Origin of the sequence: Listeria booriae (assembly GCF_000766865.1) — a bacterium.
GTDB classification, from domain to species: Bacteria; Bacillota; Bacilli; order Lactobacillales; family Listeriaceae; genus Listeria_A; species Listeria_A booriae.
In genome coordinates this window covers 216,947-230,968 of sequence record NZ_JNFA01000023.1, presented here as the reverse complement: position 1 = coordinate 230,968, position 14,022 = coordinate 216,947, and the positions used below count along the sequence as shown (strand labels likewise).

Annotated in this window: 17 protein-coding genes; 15 read left to right on the top strand and 2 right to left on the bottom strand. The window is 42.6% G+C overall.

The window, feature by feature from the left end:
* Positions 1–19 precede the first annotated feature (19 nt).
* The 9 genes from EP57_RS09065 (at position 20) to EP57_RS09025 (ending at position 7,894) form a co-directional block, all read left to right on the top strand.
* Entirely contained in the window at positions 20–889 is an 870-nt protein-coding gene (locus EP57_RS09065; RefSeq protein ID WP_036085944.1) for a PspA/IM30 family protein, read from the top strand.
* A 383-nt stretch (positions 890–1,272) separates the two neighbouring features.
* Positions 1,273–2,409 carry an N-acetylglucosamine-6-phosphate deacetylase gene (gene nagA / locus EP57_RS09060; RefSeq protein WP_036085943.1) on the top strand — a complete coding sequence of 379 codons (1,137 nt, stop codon included), beginning with the start codon at positions 1,273–1,275 and terminating at the stop codon, positions 2,407–2,409.
* Positions 2,410–2,425: 16 nt separating this feature from the next.
* Positions 2,426–3,130, top strand: coding sequence for a glucosamine-6-phosphate deaminase (locus tag EP57_RS09055; RefSeq protein WP_036085942.1), 705 nt, complete (start codon positions 2,426–2,428; stop codon positions 3,128–3,130).
* 122 nt (positions 3,131–3,252) lie between these two features.
* Entirely contained in the window at positions 3,253–3,975 is a 723-nt protein-coding gene (locus tag EP57_RS09050; protein ID WP_036085941.1) for a GntR family transcriptional regulator, read from the top strand.
* 120 nt (positions 3,976–4,095) lie between these two features.
* Positions 4,096–5,709, top strand: coding sequence for a copper resistance CopC/CopD family protein (locus tag EP57_RS09045; protein WP_052167620.1), 1,614 nt, complete (start codon positions 4,096–4,098; stop codon positions 5,707–5,709).
* A 3-nt stretch (positions 5,710–5,712) separates the two neighbouring features.
* Positions 5,713–6,324 carry a YcnI family copper-binding membrane protein gene (locus EP57_RS09040; protein ID WP_036085939.1) on the top strand — a complete coding sequence of 204 codons (612 nt, stop codon included), beginning with the start codon at positions 5,713–5,715 and terminating at the stop codon, positions 6,322–6,324.
* Positions 6,325–6,341: 17 nt separating this feature from the next.
* Positions 6,342–6,665 carry a magnetosome magnetite crystal formation protein family gene (locus tag EP57_RS09035; protein ID WP_036085938.1) on the top strand — a complete coding sequence of 108 codons (324 nt, stop codon included), beginning with the start codon at positions 6,342–6,344 and terminating at the stop codon, positions 6,663–6,665.
* 69 nt (positions 6,666–6,734) lie between these two features.
* The gene (locus EP57_RS09030; RefSeq protein ID WP_036085936.1) at positions 6,735–7,397 is read left to right on the top strand and encodes an MOSC domain-containing protein; all 663 of its coding nucleotides are present in this window, start codon (positions 6,735–6,737) and stop codon (positions 7,395–7,397) included.
* An 80-nt stretch (positions 7,398–7,477) separates the two neighbouring features.
* Positions 7,478–7,894, top strand: coding sequence for a VOC family protein (locus EP57_RS09025; RefSeq protein ID WP_036085934.1), 417 nt, complete (start codon positions 7,478–7,480; stop codon positions 7,892–7,894).
* A gap of 38 nt (positions 7,895–7,932) precedes the next feature.
* On the opposite strand, the gene EP57_RS09020 is transcribed toward EP57_RS09025, so the two are convergent.
* Positions 7,933–8,646, bottom strand: coding sequence for a potassium channel family protein (locus tag EP57_RS09020; protein ID WP_114982968.1), 714 nt, complete (start codon positions 8,644–8,646; stop codon positions 7,933–7,935).
* Positions 8,647–8,738: 92 nt separating this feature from the next.
* Positions 8,739–9,656, bottom strand: coding sequence for a COX15/CtaA family protein (locus EP57_RS09015; protein WP_036085932.1), 918 nt, complete (start codon positions 9,654–9,656; stop codon positions 8,739–8,741).
* Between the two features lie 320 nt (positions 9,657–9,976).
* Here EP57_RS09015 and cyoE point away from each other — a divergent pair, with 320 nt between their 5' ends.
* From cyoE to coaD, 6 genes are all read left to right on the top strand, one after another.
* Complete coding sequence (gene cyoE / locus EP57_RS09010; RefSeq protein WP_036085930.1) at positions 9,977–10,885, top strand: heme o synthase; 909 nt, start codon at positions 9,977–9,979, stop codon at positions 10,883–10,885.
* Between the two features lie 128 nt (positions 10,886–11,013).
* The gene (locus tag EP57_RS09005) at positions 11,014–12,066 is read left to right on the top strand and encodes a CAP domain-containing protein (RefSeq protein WP_036085929.1); all 1,053 of its coding nucleotides are present in this window, start codon (positions 11,014–11,016) and stop codon (positions 12,064–12,066) included.
* A 68-nt stretch (positions 12,067–12,134) separates the two neighbouring features.
* The gene (locus tag EP57_RS09000) at positions 12,135–12,584 is read left to right on the top strand and encodes a YlbF/YmcA family competence regulator (protein WP_036085927.1); all 450 of its coding nucleotides are present in this window, start codon (positions 12,135–12,137) and stop codon (positions 12,582–12,584) included.
* 18 nt (positions 12,585–12,602) lie between these two features.
* Complete coding sequence (locus EP57_RS08995) at positions 12,603–12,884, top strand: DUF2129 domain-containing protein (RefSeq protein WP_036064215.1); 282 nt, start codon at positions 12,603–12,605, stop codon at positions 12,882–12,884.
* Positions 12,885–12,960: 76 nt separating this feature from the next.
* Positions 12,961–13,533, top strand: a complete 573-nt coding sequence (gene rsmD, locus EP57_RS08990; RefSeq protein ID WP_036085926.1) for a 16S rRNA (guanine(966)-N(2))-methyltransferase RsmD — start codon at positions 12,961–12,963, stop codon at positions 13,531–13,533.
* A complete protein-coding gene (gene coaD, locus EP57_RS08985) occupies positions 13,526–14,017 on the top strand; it encodes a pantetheine-phosphate adenylyltransferase (protein WP_036085925.1) in 492 nt (163 codons plus the stop codon). The genes rsmD and coaD overlap by 8 nt, the downstream gene beginning before the upstream one ends.
* Positions 14,018–14,022: the final 5 nt, after the last annotated feature.

Here is a 14,022-nt window from a genome sequence, read left to right as displayed (position 1 = left end):
ACAATTGGAGGAATAAACAATGACAAACTTTTTTAATAAATTTAAAACAGCAGTAACGAACGACTGGGAAACAATGAAAGAAAAACGCGATGAGAAGAAACGTAATTCTGTATCCTACTACATGGACCAAACGAAGAAAGAAATGAAGGACATCGAACGCGCAGTAGACAAACAACGCGAATTGAAATCTTTATTCTATAAAGAATGCACAGAAATCGAGAAGTATATCGAAAAACGTGAGCATCAAGCAGGAATCGCAGAAGAAGCTGGCGAAACAAAACTAGCTAATTTTGCCAAAGAAGAAGTAGCGCAATATAAAGAGCAGTTGGCAACAACACAATCTCATTACGATAACGCATCAGAACAACTCGATAAATTGGAATTACGCATGCACGAAATGCGTCTGAAATGGAAGAACTTGAAAACACAATATTTAGCAGAAACAGCAGAGAAGAACGCCACAGAAACAGCAGAAAAAATGGACAAAGTAATCCATGATATGAGCTGGGGCAGCGTAACAGACTATCACGAAGCACAAAAGCAACGCGACCTAGCCGATACAGCGAAGAAACAAGCGGATATGACAAGCGAACTATCACAAACGTTCGATGAATTAATGGCCGAACTTGAGAAGAAAACAGCAAAAGGCAAAGAAACCATCAAAGGCAAAACACAAGATTTCACAAAAATGGTAGATGACATTATCGAGCGCGAGAAACAGAACTTCAAGAAAAAAGACAATGCTTCCATGGAAGAAATGCTAGAAGAACTAGAGCGCGATGCAAAGAAACAAGCAAAAGAAGAACAGCCAGTTGAAGAAAAAGAAGTTTTGATTCCAGAACTTGAGAAGAAAGAAGAAAAACAAGAAGACAACAACCCACAAGCATAAATAAAAAATTAGGATGTAGCGGATATACACGTTGCATCCTTTTTGTTGGGAGTGTTCGAACAGAGTGAGTTACACTCCCAATATAAGCGTGAGCGCAGCGATGGGTTAATCCTTCAAAGAGTGTTCGACGCCAAACTTATTTTTACTAAATATATCCAAATACCCACACGCCCTACCCTCTATAAGCTAGCGAACTAATCCCCAGGACTATTTTTTAGTGTAGCCATTTTCACCAATCTCGTGCATTTATGTCTCTTATTTTTACCTAACAAGAGGTTATTTTATCAAAAAGTGGGGTAAAAGTAGAAACGTAAAGAGGTTGCAATTTCTGAAAAAAGTTGTATAATAATTGGTATAGACCGATTATAGAAGGGATGATTTAAATGACTTCAAAAGTAATCAAGAATGCGGTAATCTACACAGGGGATTCCGTGATCGAGAATGGTTTTGTTCGATTCGATAAAGCAGTAACAGAAGTAGGCGCCATGTCTGACTATCAAGAAAGTGCGAATGAAGAAGTACTAGATGCCAAGGGACAGAAGCTTGTACCAGGGTTCATCGATGTTCACTCACACGGCGGTTATAGTTTTGACGCGATGGATGCAGATCCTGAGAAGTTGAAGAAACAAGTTCGTTCGATGCTTGCAGAAGGGATTACGACTATTTTCCCGACAACGATGACACAATCTAGCGAAAACATTGAGAAGGCGCTAAGAGTCATTGATGAAGTAGCGAAAGACGAGCCACTTATTGGTGGGATTCATTTAGAAGGACCATTTGTTTCGCCAGTTTTTAAAGGAGCGCAACCGGAACAATATATTACAGCGCCAGATTTAGAATTATTTAAAACATGGTTTGATGCTAGTGGAGGCCGTATTAAGTTAGTAACGTACGCGCCAGAACATTCTACGTCACCAGCTTTTGAAGATTTATGTTTGGAATTAGGTGTTGTACCTTCTGTAGGACACTCGAATGCTGTTCGTGCTGAATTGATTCATAGCAAGGCAAGTCATGCGACACATATGTATAACGCTTGTCGTCCGCTGCATCACCGTGAACCAGGCGTTGTTGGTCACGTTATGTTAGAACCAAGCATTCACGCGGAATTAATTGTAGATGGTATTCACGTACATCCTGATATGATTAAATTAGCATACAATGTCAAAGGTCCAAAGCGAATCAACATTATCACAGATGCGATGCGTGCTAAAGGTATGCCAGATGGTGACTACGAATTAGGTGGCCAAAAAGTATATGTGAAAGACCGTCAAGCACGTTTAGAAGACGGAACACTGGCAGGAAGTGTGTTATGTTATGACGACGCATTCCGCAACATGATTAAATTCACTGGTTGTTCGCTAGAAGACGCTGTATTAATGTCCTCTGTGAACCAAGCAGAAGAGTTCAAATTAACTACAAAAGGCGGCATTGCAGTAGGTAAAGATGCTGACTTTAACCTTTTGGATGATGCGCTTGAAATCCAAGCCACATATTCATTTGGAACAAAGCATAGTAAATAGTAGGAGGAAATCATTCATGAACATTATTGTAAAAGAAAATAAAGCAGAAGCATCAAAAGAGGCTTTCCAAATTTTTGAGAAAGCAATCAAAGCAGGCGAAGCGAAAACATTAGGTTTAGCAACAGGAAGCACGCCTACTGATCTGTATAAAGAGTTCGTTAATAGCGATTTAGATACTTCGGATATCGTGTCTGTCAATTTAGATGAGTACGTTGGTCTTGCGGCTGATGATCCGAATAGCTACCATTTCTACATGAACGACGTATTGTTCTCGAAAAAGAAATTTAAAGAAAGCTATTTGCCGGACGGTTTAGCGAAAGATGCAGACGCAGAATGTGCGCGTTATGAGCAAGTGCTAGCGGATCATCCGATTGATATTCAAGTGTTAGGAATTGGTACGAATGCACATATCGGTTTTAACGAGCCTGGTACGCCATTTGAAACACCAACGCATAAAGTACTTTTGACAGATTCTACACGTGAGTCTAACAAAATTTATTTTGAACGTGAAGAAGATGTGCCAACACACGCGTATTCGATGGGAATTAAATCGATCATGGGCGCGAAGAAAATTGTTTTATTAGCGTTTGGCGAAAACAAAGCCCAAGCTATTAAAGATACTGTAGAAGGCAAAGTAGACGAAAGTGTTCCTGCTTCTGTTTTACAAAACCATCCTGATGTAACGATTATTGTCGATAAAGCAGCGGCATCCCTTTTATAAGAAAATAACGAAATCAAGCACCAAACTATTTTTGTTCACAGAGCGATGATGGTTTGGTGTGTTGTGGTTAGGCGTACTTTTGTGGTATAATTCATTCCAATAAAAAAGAAGGTGCGAGGCAAATGATAGATAAGTCGTCGGGAATACCGATTTATATTCAGATTCAAAGTGAAATTAAACAGAAAATAGAAGATGGCACTTGGCAAGTCGGTAAAGCCATTCCAGCAGAGCGACAGTTAGCGGAGATGTTTCATGTGAGCCGAATGACGGTTCGCCAAGCGATTCAAGGGCTTGTGGATGATACGATTTTGCAACGGCGCGTTGGAGCGGGAACATTTATTGCTGAGAAGAAGATGACGGAACATTTAGAAGCGGTTACGAGTTTCACGAATTTGATGATTCATGAGGGGAAGGTTCCTTCTTCACGAATCGTATCATACGGAATTCGTCCAGCAAGTACGCAAGAACGGGAAGCATTGCAATTACCGGAAAATAGTAATGTGATGCGTATCGAACGGATTCGTTATGGTGACAAAATTCCGATTCTTTTTGAAATTGTTGTTGTGCCGGAGAACATTGCGTCTTTATTGACGAAAGAGGACATTATGGAGTCGCTTTATGAGGCGATTTTATCTAAACTCGGTCAAAATATCGGAGAAGCGGAACAAATTATGGAAGCAGCGCTTGTTTCTGAGAAGGTAGCGCCATATTTAGATGTGAAAATGGGATCACCGGTGATGAAATTACGCCAGATTACGTTTTTACAGGATGGTAGACCGTTTGAATTTACGCGTTCGCAATATGTCGGGAATAGATTCCAATTTGTGGCGCGGGTGAAGCAGTAGAATGATGAGAAGTCGGCAGTTTCGATGCGGGCTTCTTTTTGTTTGAGCAGATTTATTTTTTGAGGGCGGGAGGAATGGTATTGTAGAAGGTGGAGAATTTAGTGGGACGGAGGGATGAATGTGCGGTCGGTATATGGTTGGTGTGTTGCGTTGCTTGCGGGATTGATGCTTTATTTCGTGCCGGGGACGGTTGCTGAGGCGCATGCGTATTTGCAAAGTTCGACGCCTGCGGATCAGTCGGAGTTGAAAGTGGCGCCGGAGAATGTTGTTTTGACGTTTACGGAGATGATTCAAAATGAGTATCCATCGATTATTGTTCGGGATTCGAAAGGGGATCGTGTGGAGAAGGGCAAAGCGTTTATTCATCCAGAAAATGATCATGTGGTGGAAGTGGCGTTGCAAGATGGTTTGGCGGATGATGTGTACAGTGCGGAATGGCGTGTGGTATCCGCGGATGGGCATCCGGTTTCGGGTGTGATTTCGTTTAAGGTTGGAAAGACGAGTCAGGCGTTTGTAACGACGAATGCGGCGAATAATGCGACGGCGTCTTGGCCTAGTACGGTGATGAAGGTTATTTTATACATAGGTTTTAGTCTGATTGCTGGGGTTATTTTGTTTTTCTTGGCGCTGTATCGTGGGGAAATTAGTGCGGGCATGCGACGGAAGACTGTGTGGTTACTTGGCGCGGGACTTGGGCTAGTTTTGCTCGGATTATTGTTATTTTTACCAGTGCAGGTGCAAATTTATACTGGTGGGGATGTGTGGAATTTTGACGCGATGTTGGCGATTATTCGGAAGGCTAGTATTGGGCATTTGTGGTTGATACAGGTCGCCGCATTTGTGTTGCTTGTTGTGAGTTTTGCCGTGATGCTAGGCAAAGAATGGTTTGGGCGTGTCTGGATATGGACGTTGCCGGCGGTGTTTTTTGCGGTTATTTTGTTTGCGAAAGCGATGCAAGGCCATGCTGCGGGAAGTGCGAGTAAAAGTGTGGCGATTCCGATGGATTTTGTGCATTTGGTTTGTGCTTCGGCTTGGGTCGGCGGGATTATTGTTTTGTTCGTACTGCTGGCAAAAGAGGCATCGGCTAGTCTTGTTTGGAGTCGATTTAGTCCTTTTGCGGCGGTGTTTGTGGCGGGAATTATCGTGAGTGGTTTATTGATGAGCGTGATTAATCTTGGTTCGATGGCGAGCTTGTTTACAACGGATTATGGGCGTGTTATACTGCTAAAAATAGCGTTGTTTGCGCTGATGGGTGGACTTGGATTGGTGCATTATTTGTATATGCGCAATACTGGGAAGCTTGTTTCTGGGAAGACGGTGATTGCGGAATTCTGTGTTGGTTTGGTGTTGCTCGGTGTTGCCGCGGTGCTTACGAATGTGCAGACACCACCGCCGAAGCCGCCAGAAGCTTTTTCTGAGAAAACGGCGACGAAGACGGGATTCGTGTCTTTGAAGATTATGCCTGCTGTTGTTGGGGATAATACGTTTTTGGTCGTGTTTACGGATTCGGATGGGCAAGTGCGGACGGATTTTCAGAAGGTGACATTGACGGCGATTCCGCGTGGGAATAAGAAATCAAGTACGTTTGAGGCGAAGAAGAATGCGCAGAATCAATATGTTGCGACTGGGTTGTATTTGAATGCGCCAGGGCGTTGGAAGTTAGAAGTCCACGCGTTGACGGAGGATTTTGTGCCAATTGATGAGGCATTTACAGTAACGATAAAGGGGAATTAGATAATGAGAAAATTAATCGCGAGTTTGATGGGTATTTTATTTTTAGTTGCGGCGCCGGTTGTTGCTAGTGCGCATGTGACGGTGGCACCAATGGAATCGACGACGGGAGCTTGGGAGACGTATACGGTGAAAGTGCCGGTGGAAAAGGATAGCGCGACGACAAAAGTGGTTGTGAAGATGCCTGCGGGTGTGGCGTTTCAGTCGTATGAGCCTGTACCGGGATGGAATGTTGCGGTGAATAAGGACAATGGAACGGTGACTTGGACGGCGACTGGGAGTGGCATTTTGAATGGGCAGTTTCAACGTTTTAGTTTTGTAGCGCAAAATCCAGAGAAAAGTGGGACGGTCAACTGGGATGCGTATCAGTATTATGCGGACGGTTCGATTGTGGAGTGGACGGGAGATGCTTCGGCAGACTATCCACATGCCACAACAACGATTTCAAAGGCTGCATCAGAAAGTGCAACGGACTCTCACGGAAAGAAAGCAGAATCAGATGCGAATGAAACGGCAAAAGATGATAGCATATCAGTAGTTCAATGGGTGACGCTGGGCGTTTCGATTGTTGCTTTACTAATCGCAATTTGGGCATTGGTTCGAAAACGTAAAAATTAAAAAGGGAATGAAGTTTTATGAAATATGATAAGGTTTGGGTGATTTTATCTTATGCCAGCCATTTCTTTTTGCCGGTAGTTTTTCCGGCGTTGGTTTGGTTATTAGTGTCATCAGGATATGTAAAAAAGCATGCGAAAACGGTTTTTTTCGTGGACTTAGTACCGACTGCATGTAACATTTTGTTTATTATTGTTGTCGGATTGTATGGTTTTTCCACTGGAGATGAAGCGGGGACAACGTTTATTGTGCTGTTTATGCTGATTGTAATGGTCGTTGTGAACGTAATCATCTTTATTTGGATAATTGTCAGAATTGTGAAGGTCGCGACGAATAAAATGTAAATATACGACGCCAGAGCTTGAAAGTTCGGCGTTTTTTTGTTAAATTGAAAACATCAGAGGGGTGAATACATGGTTGGTAAAATTGTAGGGCTAGCAATTGGTGAACCAAAAGAGATGGCGATTGGTAGAAATCGAACAATGACGACGGGAATTATGAAGCAACAAGTTCCAAAAGCAATGCTGACGCAACACGGCTTTGTCAATGACGCATCGCATGATTTAAAACATCATGGTGGTGTGGATCGGACAGTCTGTATTTATCCGGCGGAGCATTATGTGAGATGGAACGAACAGTTTGGAATTACTTTGCCAGACGCTGCATTTGGTGAGAATTTGACGGTCACCGGTTTGTTAGAAAAAGATGTTTGTATCGGTGATGTTTTTCGAGTTGGTGGAGCGATTATTCAAGTCACGGAAGCCAGAAATCCATGCAATACAATCGGGAAGCGTAATGAGTTATCTGAATTATTCAAAGAGGTCAGAAACACGGGATATACTGGATATCTTTGCCGGACGATTGAAGTTGGGGAAATCAAACTTGGCGATGAATTAATTTGTCTGGAACGCCCAGATGATCTTGTGACGGTTGCTTTTTGTCATGATAAAATTTTGCACGGAAAAGGTACGGTGGATGATTTAATTCGTATTTTAGAAGTGGAGGCGTTGGCGGAACGTTATCGCTTTGATGTGGAGACGCGTTTGATTAATCTTGTAGACGGTATCGTATTGTAGGATGTTTTCTTTTCTTGCGATATCGTGCTATAATTACTTGGAATGAAAGCGTTATAAACTAATCGAAAGTAGGAATGAACATGACTTTAGGGGTATATATTAACTTGAAAACAGAAGCACGTGAGGCAATCGCTTTTTACGGGGAGATTTTCGGATCAACTTGTGAGGACTTAATGACTTACGGTTCCATTGATCATGGCGATGAGTTTCCGATGGATGAAGCAACGAAAGAATTAGTGATGAATGCAAGTATTCAAATCGAAGGACAAACGGTGATGTTCTCTGATACGCCAGCTTTTATGTCAGAACTTGTTCGTGGTAATAATGTCACGCTTGTGTTGGAGACGACAGATGGCGATAAGTTGACGCGCTACTTTGATGCGTTGTCCGATGGTGCAACAAAAATCATGCCGTTACAACAAACGTTCTGGTCAGAAAAATTTGGACAGTTAACAGATAAATACGGTGTTGGTTGGTCTTTTAATTTAACGAAATAACAAACAAAAGCAGGCTGTGAGCGAAGAACTCGGCCTGCTTATTTTAATTCTTTTTTTGAATGAAGAAAAGTTTCGATGATGGTGATTTCAGATTCGGTGAGTGGACCGACTTGTTCGATGCTTTTGGTTACTTTGGAAATTTTTTCGGAGCTGTTTAATTGCTTTCGTTTGCTTGTCATGTAGGTGCGGATGGTGGAAATTAGGGCGCCGATAAAGCCGATTCCAAATAGCATGAGGAAAATCGCGAGTGTTCGACCGATTGGTGTGACTGGAACGATATCGCCGTAACCGACTGTTGTTGTCGTGACGATGGCGAACCATAAGGCGTCGGGGTAATTTTTGATACTTGGTTCAATGAAAATAAGCGGGATCGGAATTACAATGAGTGTAATGACAAGCGCGTCGACCATTCGATTAAAGCCATTGGTACGCAAAAAACTATACAAAGGCACGATATATCGTTTTCCCATGGCAGTCAGGCGCAGAATTCGGAATAAACCAACGATACGTGCAAGACGAAATAGATTATATAATGGTAAAATGGCAATCAGTTCGAATAAATGTGTTTTGATGTATTCTTTCTTGTCTTTTGCTCGAATCAGTCTCGCGAAATAATCGACCACGAAAACCGCCCAAATAAGGCCGTTAAGGATGTTCACGGCAGGTGTTTGAATCGGGATAGTCAAGACGGAAATCAAGATTAACAAAAACATGAAGAGTTCATAAATAATCGTTCGACGCGGTGCTTTCAACGTGGAATCGCCTACTTTCTTTTTGTACATATTTTTCATTTTAACATAAAGAACGATCAAATTCACAAATGAGTTTGACCGTTCTTTCTACATTATTTTATTTTGAGGCGATTTTGTTTGCTGCGGCTGGCGAGTAAGCATAGGTAAGTCATCAGGGCAAACATCATCGTGATGATAAGGCTGTGTGCTAAAGCGATGTATAGATTGACATTTGTAACGACGGACATGATGCCGGTGAAGGCCTGCGCGGCTACGAAAATAATCTCAAGAATCATCGCATATTTCAATACGCGGTAATGGCTATATTCGCGGAACACAATCCAAGTGACGTATAAAATCCAAACAACGAGAATGAGTGCTGCTAATCGGTGTAAATATTGGACGTAATCTTGAACGGATGTTGGCATCACGAACGAACCATTTTCAAACGGCCAAGCTGGAACGGCAAGGCTCGCTTTTTCGTGGCGAACGAGGGCTCCTGTGTAGACTGCGATGTATGTGTAAATCGTTAGTAAGTAAAGATTGACTTTCAACTTCGTGCCAATGACCATGTTGCGGGCATCGAACTTGTTATCTACTTCAAAAATAAGTAGGCAAAGCAGTACGATGGCTGCGTAGCAAATGATGGAAATTCCGAAATGTAATGCCATGATGTAAGGGTTTTGACCCCACATAACCGCAGCGGCTCCCATAAATGCTTGTAGGACAAGGAAAGCAACAGCAACGATTGCAAGCGGTTTGGTTTCGCGACGGTCTTTAATGTAAATCCATGCGCAAATGGCCAAAACGATAACGAAAATCGAGCTAATTCCTGTTGTTAGTCGGTGCATAACTTCGATTATTTTTTCTGGAGTGATGTCTGTTAGGCGGACAAATTGACCGTTACATAGTGGCCATGTGTTGCCGCATCCGTCAGCTGAGCCGGTTTTTGTCACGAGCGCGCCGCCGAACACAACGAACGTCATGCAGAGAATTGTCAGGACGGACCAGACTTTTAGAAATGTTTTCATGTTATTCTTGTTTCCCCCTTAAAATATGTATTAATTCAAAACTGAGCAATGTACTGCGTGTAGGAATGCTATTTTTATAATTGCACAATTATCATTTTAACTTGTTTATTGGCGTAAGTAAAGGGTGTGGCTTGTGAAAATGAAGGAGATGAAAAGTTGTGGATCGGATTTTTCTTATATAAATGAAGCCCAAATGGTTGACAATTAGGGTGTTTATTTCCGATAATGAGTAGGATGAGATTTATAGAAAGATTGTGAAAAAATAAGCAATCTTATGTGAAAAATTTCTAATGCGCACAGAATTTAAGGGGGAAATACGAGTGAATCAAATGGAAAAGACAGCAAAGGTCGATGTTGCTGCTAAGTTCACTGTGAAAGATTTTACGGAGCTCGTGAAGATAGGAATTGTTAACTCTAACACGATTACTGCTTTTACGGGAATGTGGCTTGCTTTTCAGTTAACAGGTGTTTCATTTATACAGAATTTAGACGTGCTTATTTTTACAATCCTAGGGTCGGGAATGGTCGTAGCGGCGTCTGGAGCGTTTAATAATGTGATTGACCGCGATATCGATGGTATCATGGAACGAACAAAAAATAGACCGACAATGACTGGCAAAATTTCAGGTAAGCGAGCGTTGCTTATTGCTGTAGCGCTTGGTGTTGTTGGGGAAGCATTGTTGTTTATGACGACTTGGCAAGCAGGTGTGATCGGTTTAATCGGGATCTTCTTGTATGTTGTTGTTTACTCGATGTGGGCAAAACGTAAACTTGTGAGTAATACGGTTATTGGTAGTTTTTCTGGGGCTGTGCCGCCGCTTATTGGGTGGTTTGCAGTAGAGCCAAGTTTTAGCGCTGTGCCGATTATGTTGTTCTTAGTGATGTTTTGTTGGCAACCGCCGCATTTTTATGCGATTGCGATTAAGCGGAAAGAAGAATATGCGGCAGCGGGAATTCCGATGCTCCCAGTTGTAAAAGGTATTGAACGGACGAAATGGAGTACGTTGTTTTGGGTTGTGTTACTGACCATCTTGCCGTTTTTCATGTGGGAATTAGGTCTTGTGTACGTGATTCTGGCAACGGTACTGAATGTGATTTGGTTGGCCATTTGTTTCTACGGATTCAAGATGGAAGACAGCATGAAGTGGGCGCGTATTAGTTTTGTATACTCGATTAATTATATGACGATTTTATTCGTATCGATGGTTATTATCGGTGTGTTCTTATAATTGTTTGGAACCTGATCTGCTTTTTAGGTCAGGTTTTTCTATTGTAAGATATTTTGTTTTTCCTACTAGTATTTTTGGGGAAAAGCCGATACAATAGAGTATAGTAGCATGAAGGAGTGCAGAAATATATGCGATTTATTTTACGTACACTGGCTGTTGTAGTGATTTGTTTATTTATTGGTTACTATACAGACTTGTTTTTTGAGAAGCCTACAGAGGTTAATTCTGTTGATGATAAAGCAGTGCAGCAAGGAAATGTGGATAAGAATAAGACGGATGATGGCAAGGCGAAAGTGGAGAATCAGGCGAGTCTTGCTGTTTATGTGAATAAAGATGTCGAGGTTTTGGAGAAGCGGTACGGGGCTCCGAAACGGAAAGATGCGACGCCGTATGGGTATCAGAATTATATTTTTCATCGGTCGGATGGGCAGTATATGCAGGTTGGTGTGTTGAATAATCGGGTGCAGACGATTTATGCGCTGGGTGAGGATTTGCCGCTAAAACCGTTTGAGATTGGTATGGACACGGAAAAAGTATTTTTGAATATGAAATTGCAGTCGGAAATTACGTTTAATTATCAGGACAATTATTATCGTTTTGAGTTGTCGGAAGATGAGCTTAATATTCGTCCGCTGATTAGTTTAGGTGGCGGGGTTTATGCGCAGGTTAATTTCGATAAGTTTGAGTCGAAGGTGATTAGTATCCGGTATTTTAATAAATTATCGCTGATTAAGATGCATCCGTATGAAATGACATATCAAGGGGATATTTTTAAGGATAAGGTGACGGATGCGCAGTGGGATGCGATTGATAAGGCGTCGGACCAGCAGGTGTTTGATATTACAAATATTTTCAGGAAGCGTTATGATGCGGGCGAGTTGGTTTGGAATGAGCGTGTGGCGGAAGTGGCGTTTGGGCACAGTGTCGATATGCAACAGAACAATTACTTTGACCATGATTCGCCGAAGTATGGTTCGCTTGCGGATCGGATGAGTCAGGCGGGGATTGATTATCAGAAAGCAGCGGAGAATATTGCGTCTAATTATTTGGACGGTCCGGCGGCTGTGGAAGGCTGGCTGAACTCGGCTGGGCACCGCAAGAACTTGTTTGATAAGAGCTTTACGGATATCGGTTCTGGAACTTATCGGAAATATTACACGCAGAACTTCTTGCAAAAATAAGGCGTTTTTTGTGGAATCGTGCTATAATAGACCGTGTTATCGATTTACGATGGAAAGAAGGTGGCAAGATGCTTGCTACGATGGAAAATTTGGCATTGTTAGATTTGTCAGATGATCTTGCATCGATGATTTTAGAGTCGGCGGAGGCGGAGCGTTATCGTGTATGTCTTTCGCAAATGACGAACAGTTTACAAACACAGCAGCGTGTCGAACGCTTAGCAAAGATAAAAGAGCAGTATGATGAAGTGCAGCGTTTTGGGCGCTATCATCCGGACTATAAAGAAGTGAATCGCTTGGCTCGTCAGTACAAACGCGAAGTGGATATGGATGAACATGTCGCAGCGTTTCGGCAAGCAGAGATGGATTTACAAAGCTTACTCGATGAAATCAGTTTCATTTTGGCAGGAGCCGTCTCGGAAAATATTAAAGTTCCTACGGGAAATCCGTTTTTTGAAACGAAATCGGCTTGTTCCACTGGGGGATGTGGCAGTGGCGGCGGTTGTGGCTGCTCTGCTTAAAGAAAGGGGAAATAAGCAATGGAGAATGAACGCCAATCGATTATCATTTGGATGAATCATTTGAAGCAAGTGCGTTCTTTGAAGCGTTTTGGAAATGTGCATTATGTTTCTCGAAAATTGAAATATGCGGTGCTTTATTGCGATATGGTGGACGTGGAAGAGATTTCAGCCAAGTTATCGCGATTCCATTATGTGAAACGTGTGGAATTATCGTATCGGCCGTTTTTAAACACCGAATACGAATCGAAGAAAGACATGAAGTTTCGTGACCGCATGGAAGACGTACAAATTAGTATTTAATAATTGTCGCGGCATGATTCGACCTCGTTTTTTGAGGTTGGGTTGTGCTGTTTTATGTTTTAAGGAGGGTACATAGATGCGAGTTATTGCAGGGAGCAGGAAGGGCCATTCGCTAAAGGCTGTTCCAGGAACGAATACGAGACCGACGACGGATAAAATTAAAGAGTCGCTGTTTTCGATTATTGGGCCGTTTTTTGATGGCGAGAAAGTACTCGATTTGTTTGCTGGAAGTGGCGGATTAGGGATAGAGGCGCTGAGCCGTGGGGCTTCGGAGTGCGTGTTTATTGATCAGGCGCAGGCAGCGATTAAGACGGTGCATTTGAATGTGTCGGCGTGTCATTTGGAGGACCAGGCGCATGTTTTTCGAAATGAGGCAAAACGGGCGCTGAAAGTTTTGGCGAAAAATGAGTGGGCGTTTGATTTGGTGTTTCTCGATCCGCCGTACAAGAAACAGCAGCTAGAGCAGTTGATGGAGTCGTTGGACGCGCTTGGACTTGTGAATGAGGACGCGCTTGTTGTGTGTGAGCATGATGCGGATGCGGTATTGCCAGAAGCGATTGCGGGATTCAAGAAGTTTCGCGAAGAACGTTACGGGATTACGGTACTTTCGTTATTTGAATATGTGAAGGAAGTGGCTGAGAATGAATAAGATTGCGGTTTGTCCGGGAAGTTTTGATCCGATTACGAATGGGCATTTGGATATTATTACGCGTGCTGCGAAAGTTTTTGATGTGCTGTATGTGGCGGTTTTGAATAATTCGTCGAAGAAGTCGTTGTTTGATGTGGAGGAACGGATTTATTTGATGGAGCAGGTGACGAAACATTTGCCGAATGTTCGCGTGGAGAGTGCTTCTGGATTGCTTGTGGATTATGCCAAGGAGAAGGAAGCCGATGTGATTGTGCGCGGATTGCGGGCGATTAGTGATTTTGAATATGAAATGCAGATTACGTCGATGAACCGTGTGTTGGATGATCATATCGAGACGTTTTTCATTATGACGAGTTCGCAGTATTCGTTTTTAAGTTCGAGTATTGTAAAAGAAGTTGCGCAGTACAATGGGAATATCGCGGAATTGGTGCCGCCAGTCGTGCATCAGGCGTTGCTAGATAAACTAGGAATACAGGAGAAATAAGGATG

Bases quoted from the DNA above. Each gene is read 5' to 3' on its own strand.
- EP57_RS09065 (WP_036085944.1), top strand. From the start codon at position 20: ATGACAAACTTTTTTAATAAATTTAAAACAGCAGTAACGAACGACTGG.
- nagA (WP_036085943.1), top strand. From the start codon at position 1,273: ATGACTTCAAAAGTAATCAAGAATGCGGTAATCTACACAGGGGATTCC.
- EP57_RS09055 (WP_036085942.1), top strand. From the start codon at position 2,426: ATGAACATTATTGTAAAAGAAAATAAAGCAGAAGCATCAAAAGAGGCT.
- EP57_RS09050 (WP_036085941.1), top strand. From the start codon at position 3,253: ATGATAGATAAGTCGTCGGGAATACCGATTTATATTCAGATTCAAAGT.
- EP57_RS09040 (WP_036085939.1), top strand. From the start codon at position 5,713: ATGAGAAAATTAATCGCGAGTTTGATGGGTATTTTATTTTTAGTTGCG.
- EP57_RS09035 (WP_036085938.1), top strand. From the start codon at position 6,342: ATGAAATATGATAAGGTTTGGGTGATTTTATCTTATGCCAGCCATTTC.
- EP57_RS09030 (WP_036085936.1), top strand. From the start codon at position 6,735: ATGGTTGGTAAAATTGTAGGGCTAGCAATTGGTGAACCAAAAGAGATG.
- EP57_RS09025 (WP_036085934.1), top strand. From the start codon at position 7,478: ATGACTTTAGGGGTATATATTAACTTGAAAACAGAAGCACGTGAGGCA.
- EP57_RS09015 (WP_036085932.1), bottom strand. From the start codon at position 9,656: ATGAAAACATTTCTAAAAGTCTGGTCCGTCCTGACAATTCTCTGCATG.
- EP57_RS09005 (WP_036085929.1), top strand. From the start codon at position 11,014: ATGCGATTTATTTTACGTACACTGGCTGTTGTAGTGATTTGTTTATTT.
- EP57_RS09000 (WP_036085927.1), top strand. From the start codon at position 12,135: ATGCTTGCTACGATGGAAAATTTGGCATTGTTAGATTTGTCAGATGAT.
- EP57_RS08995 (WP_036064215.1), top strand. From the start codon at position 12,603: ATGGAGAATGAACGCCAATCGATTATCATTTGGATGAATCATTTGAAG.
- rsmD (WP_036085926.1), top strand. From the start codon at position 12,961: ATGCGAGTTATTGCAGGGAGCAGGAAGGGCCATTCGCTAAAGGCTGTT.
- coaD (WP_036085925.1), top strand. From the start codon at position 13,526: ATGAATAAGATTGCGGTTTGTCCGGGAAGTTTTGATCCGATTACGAAT.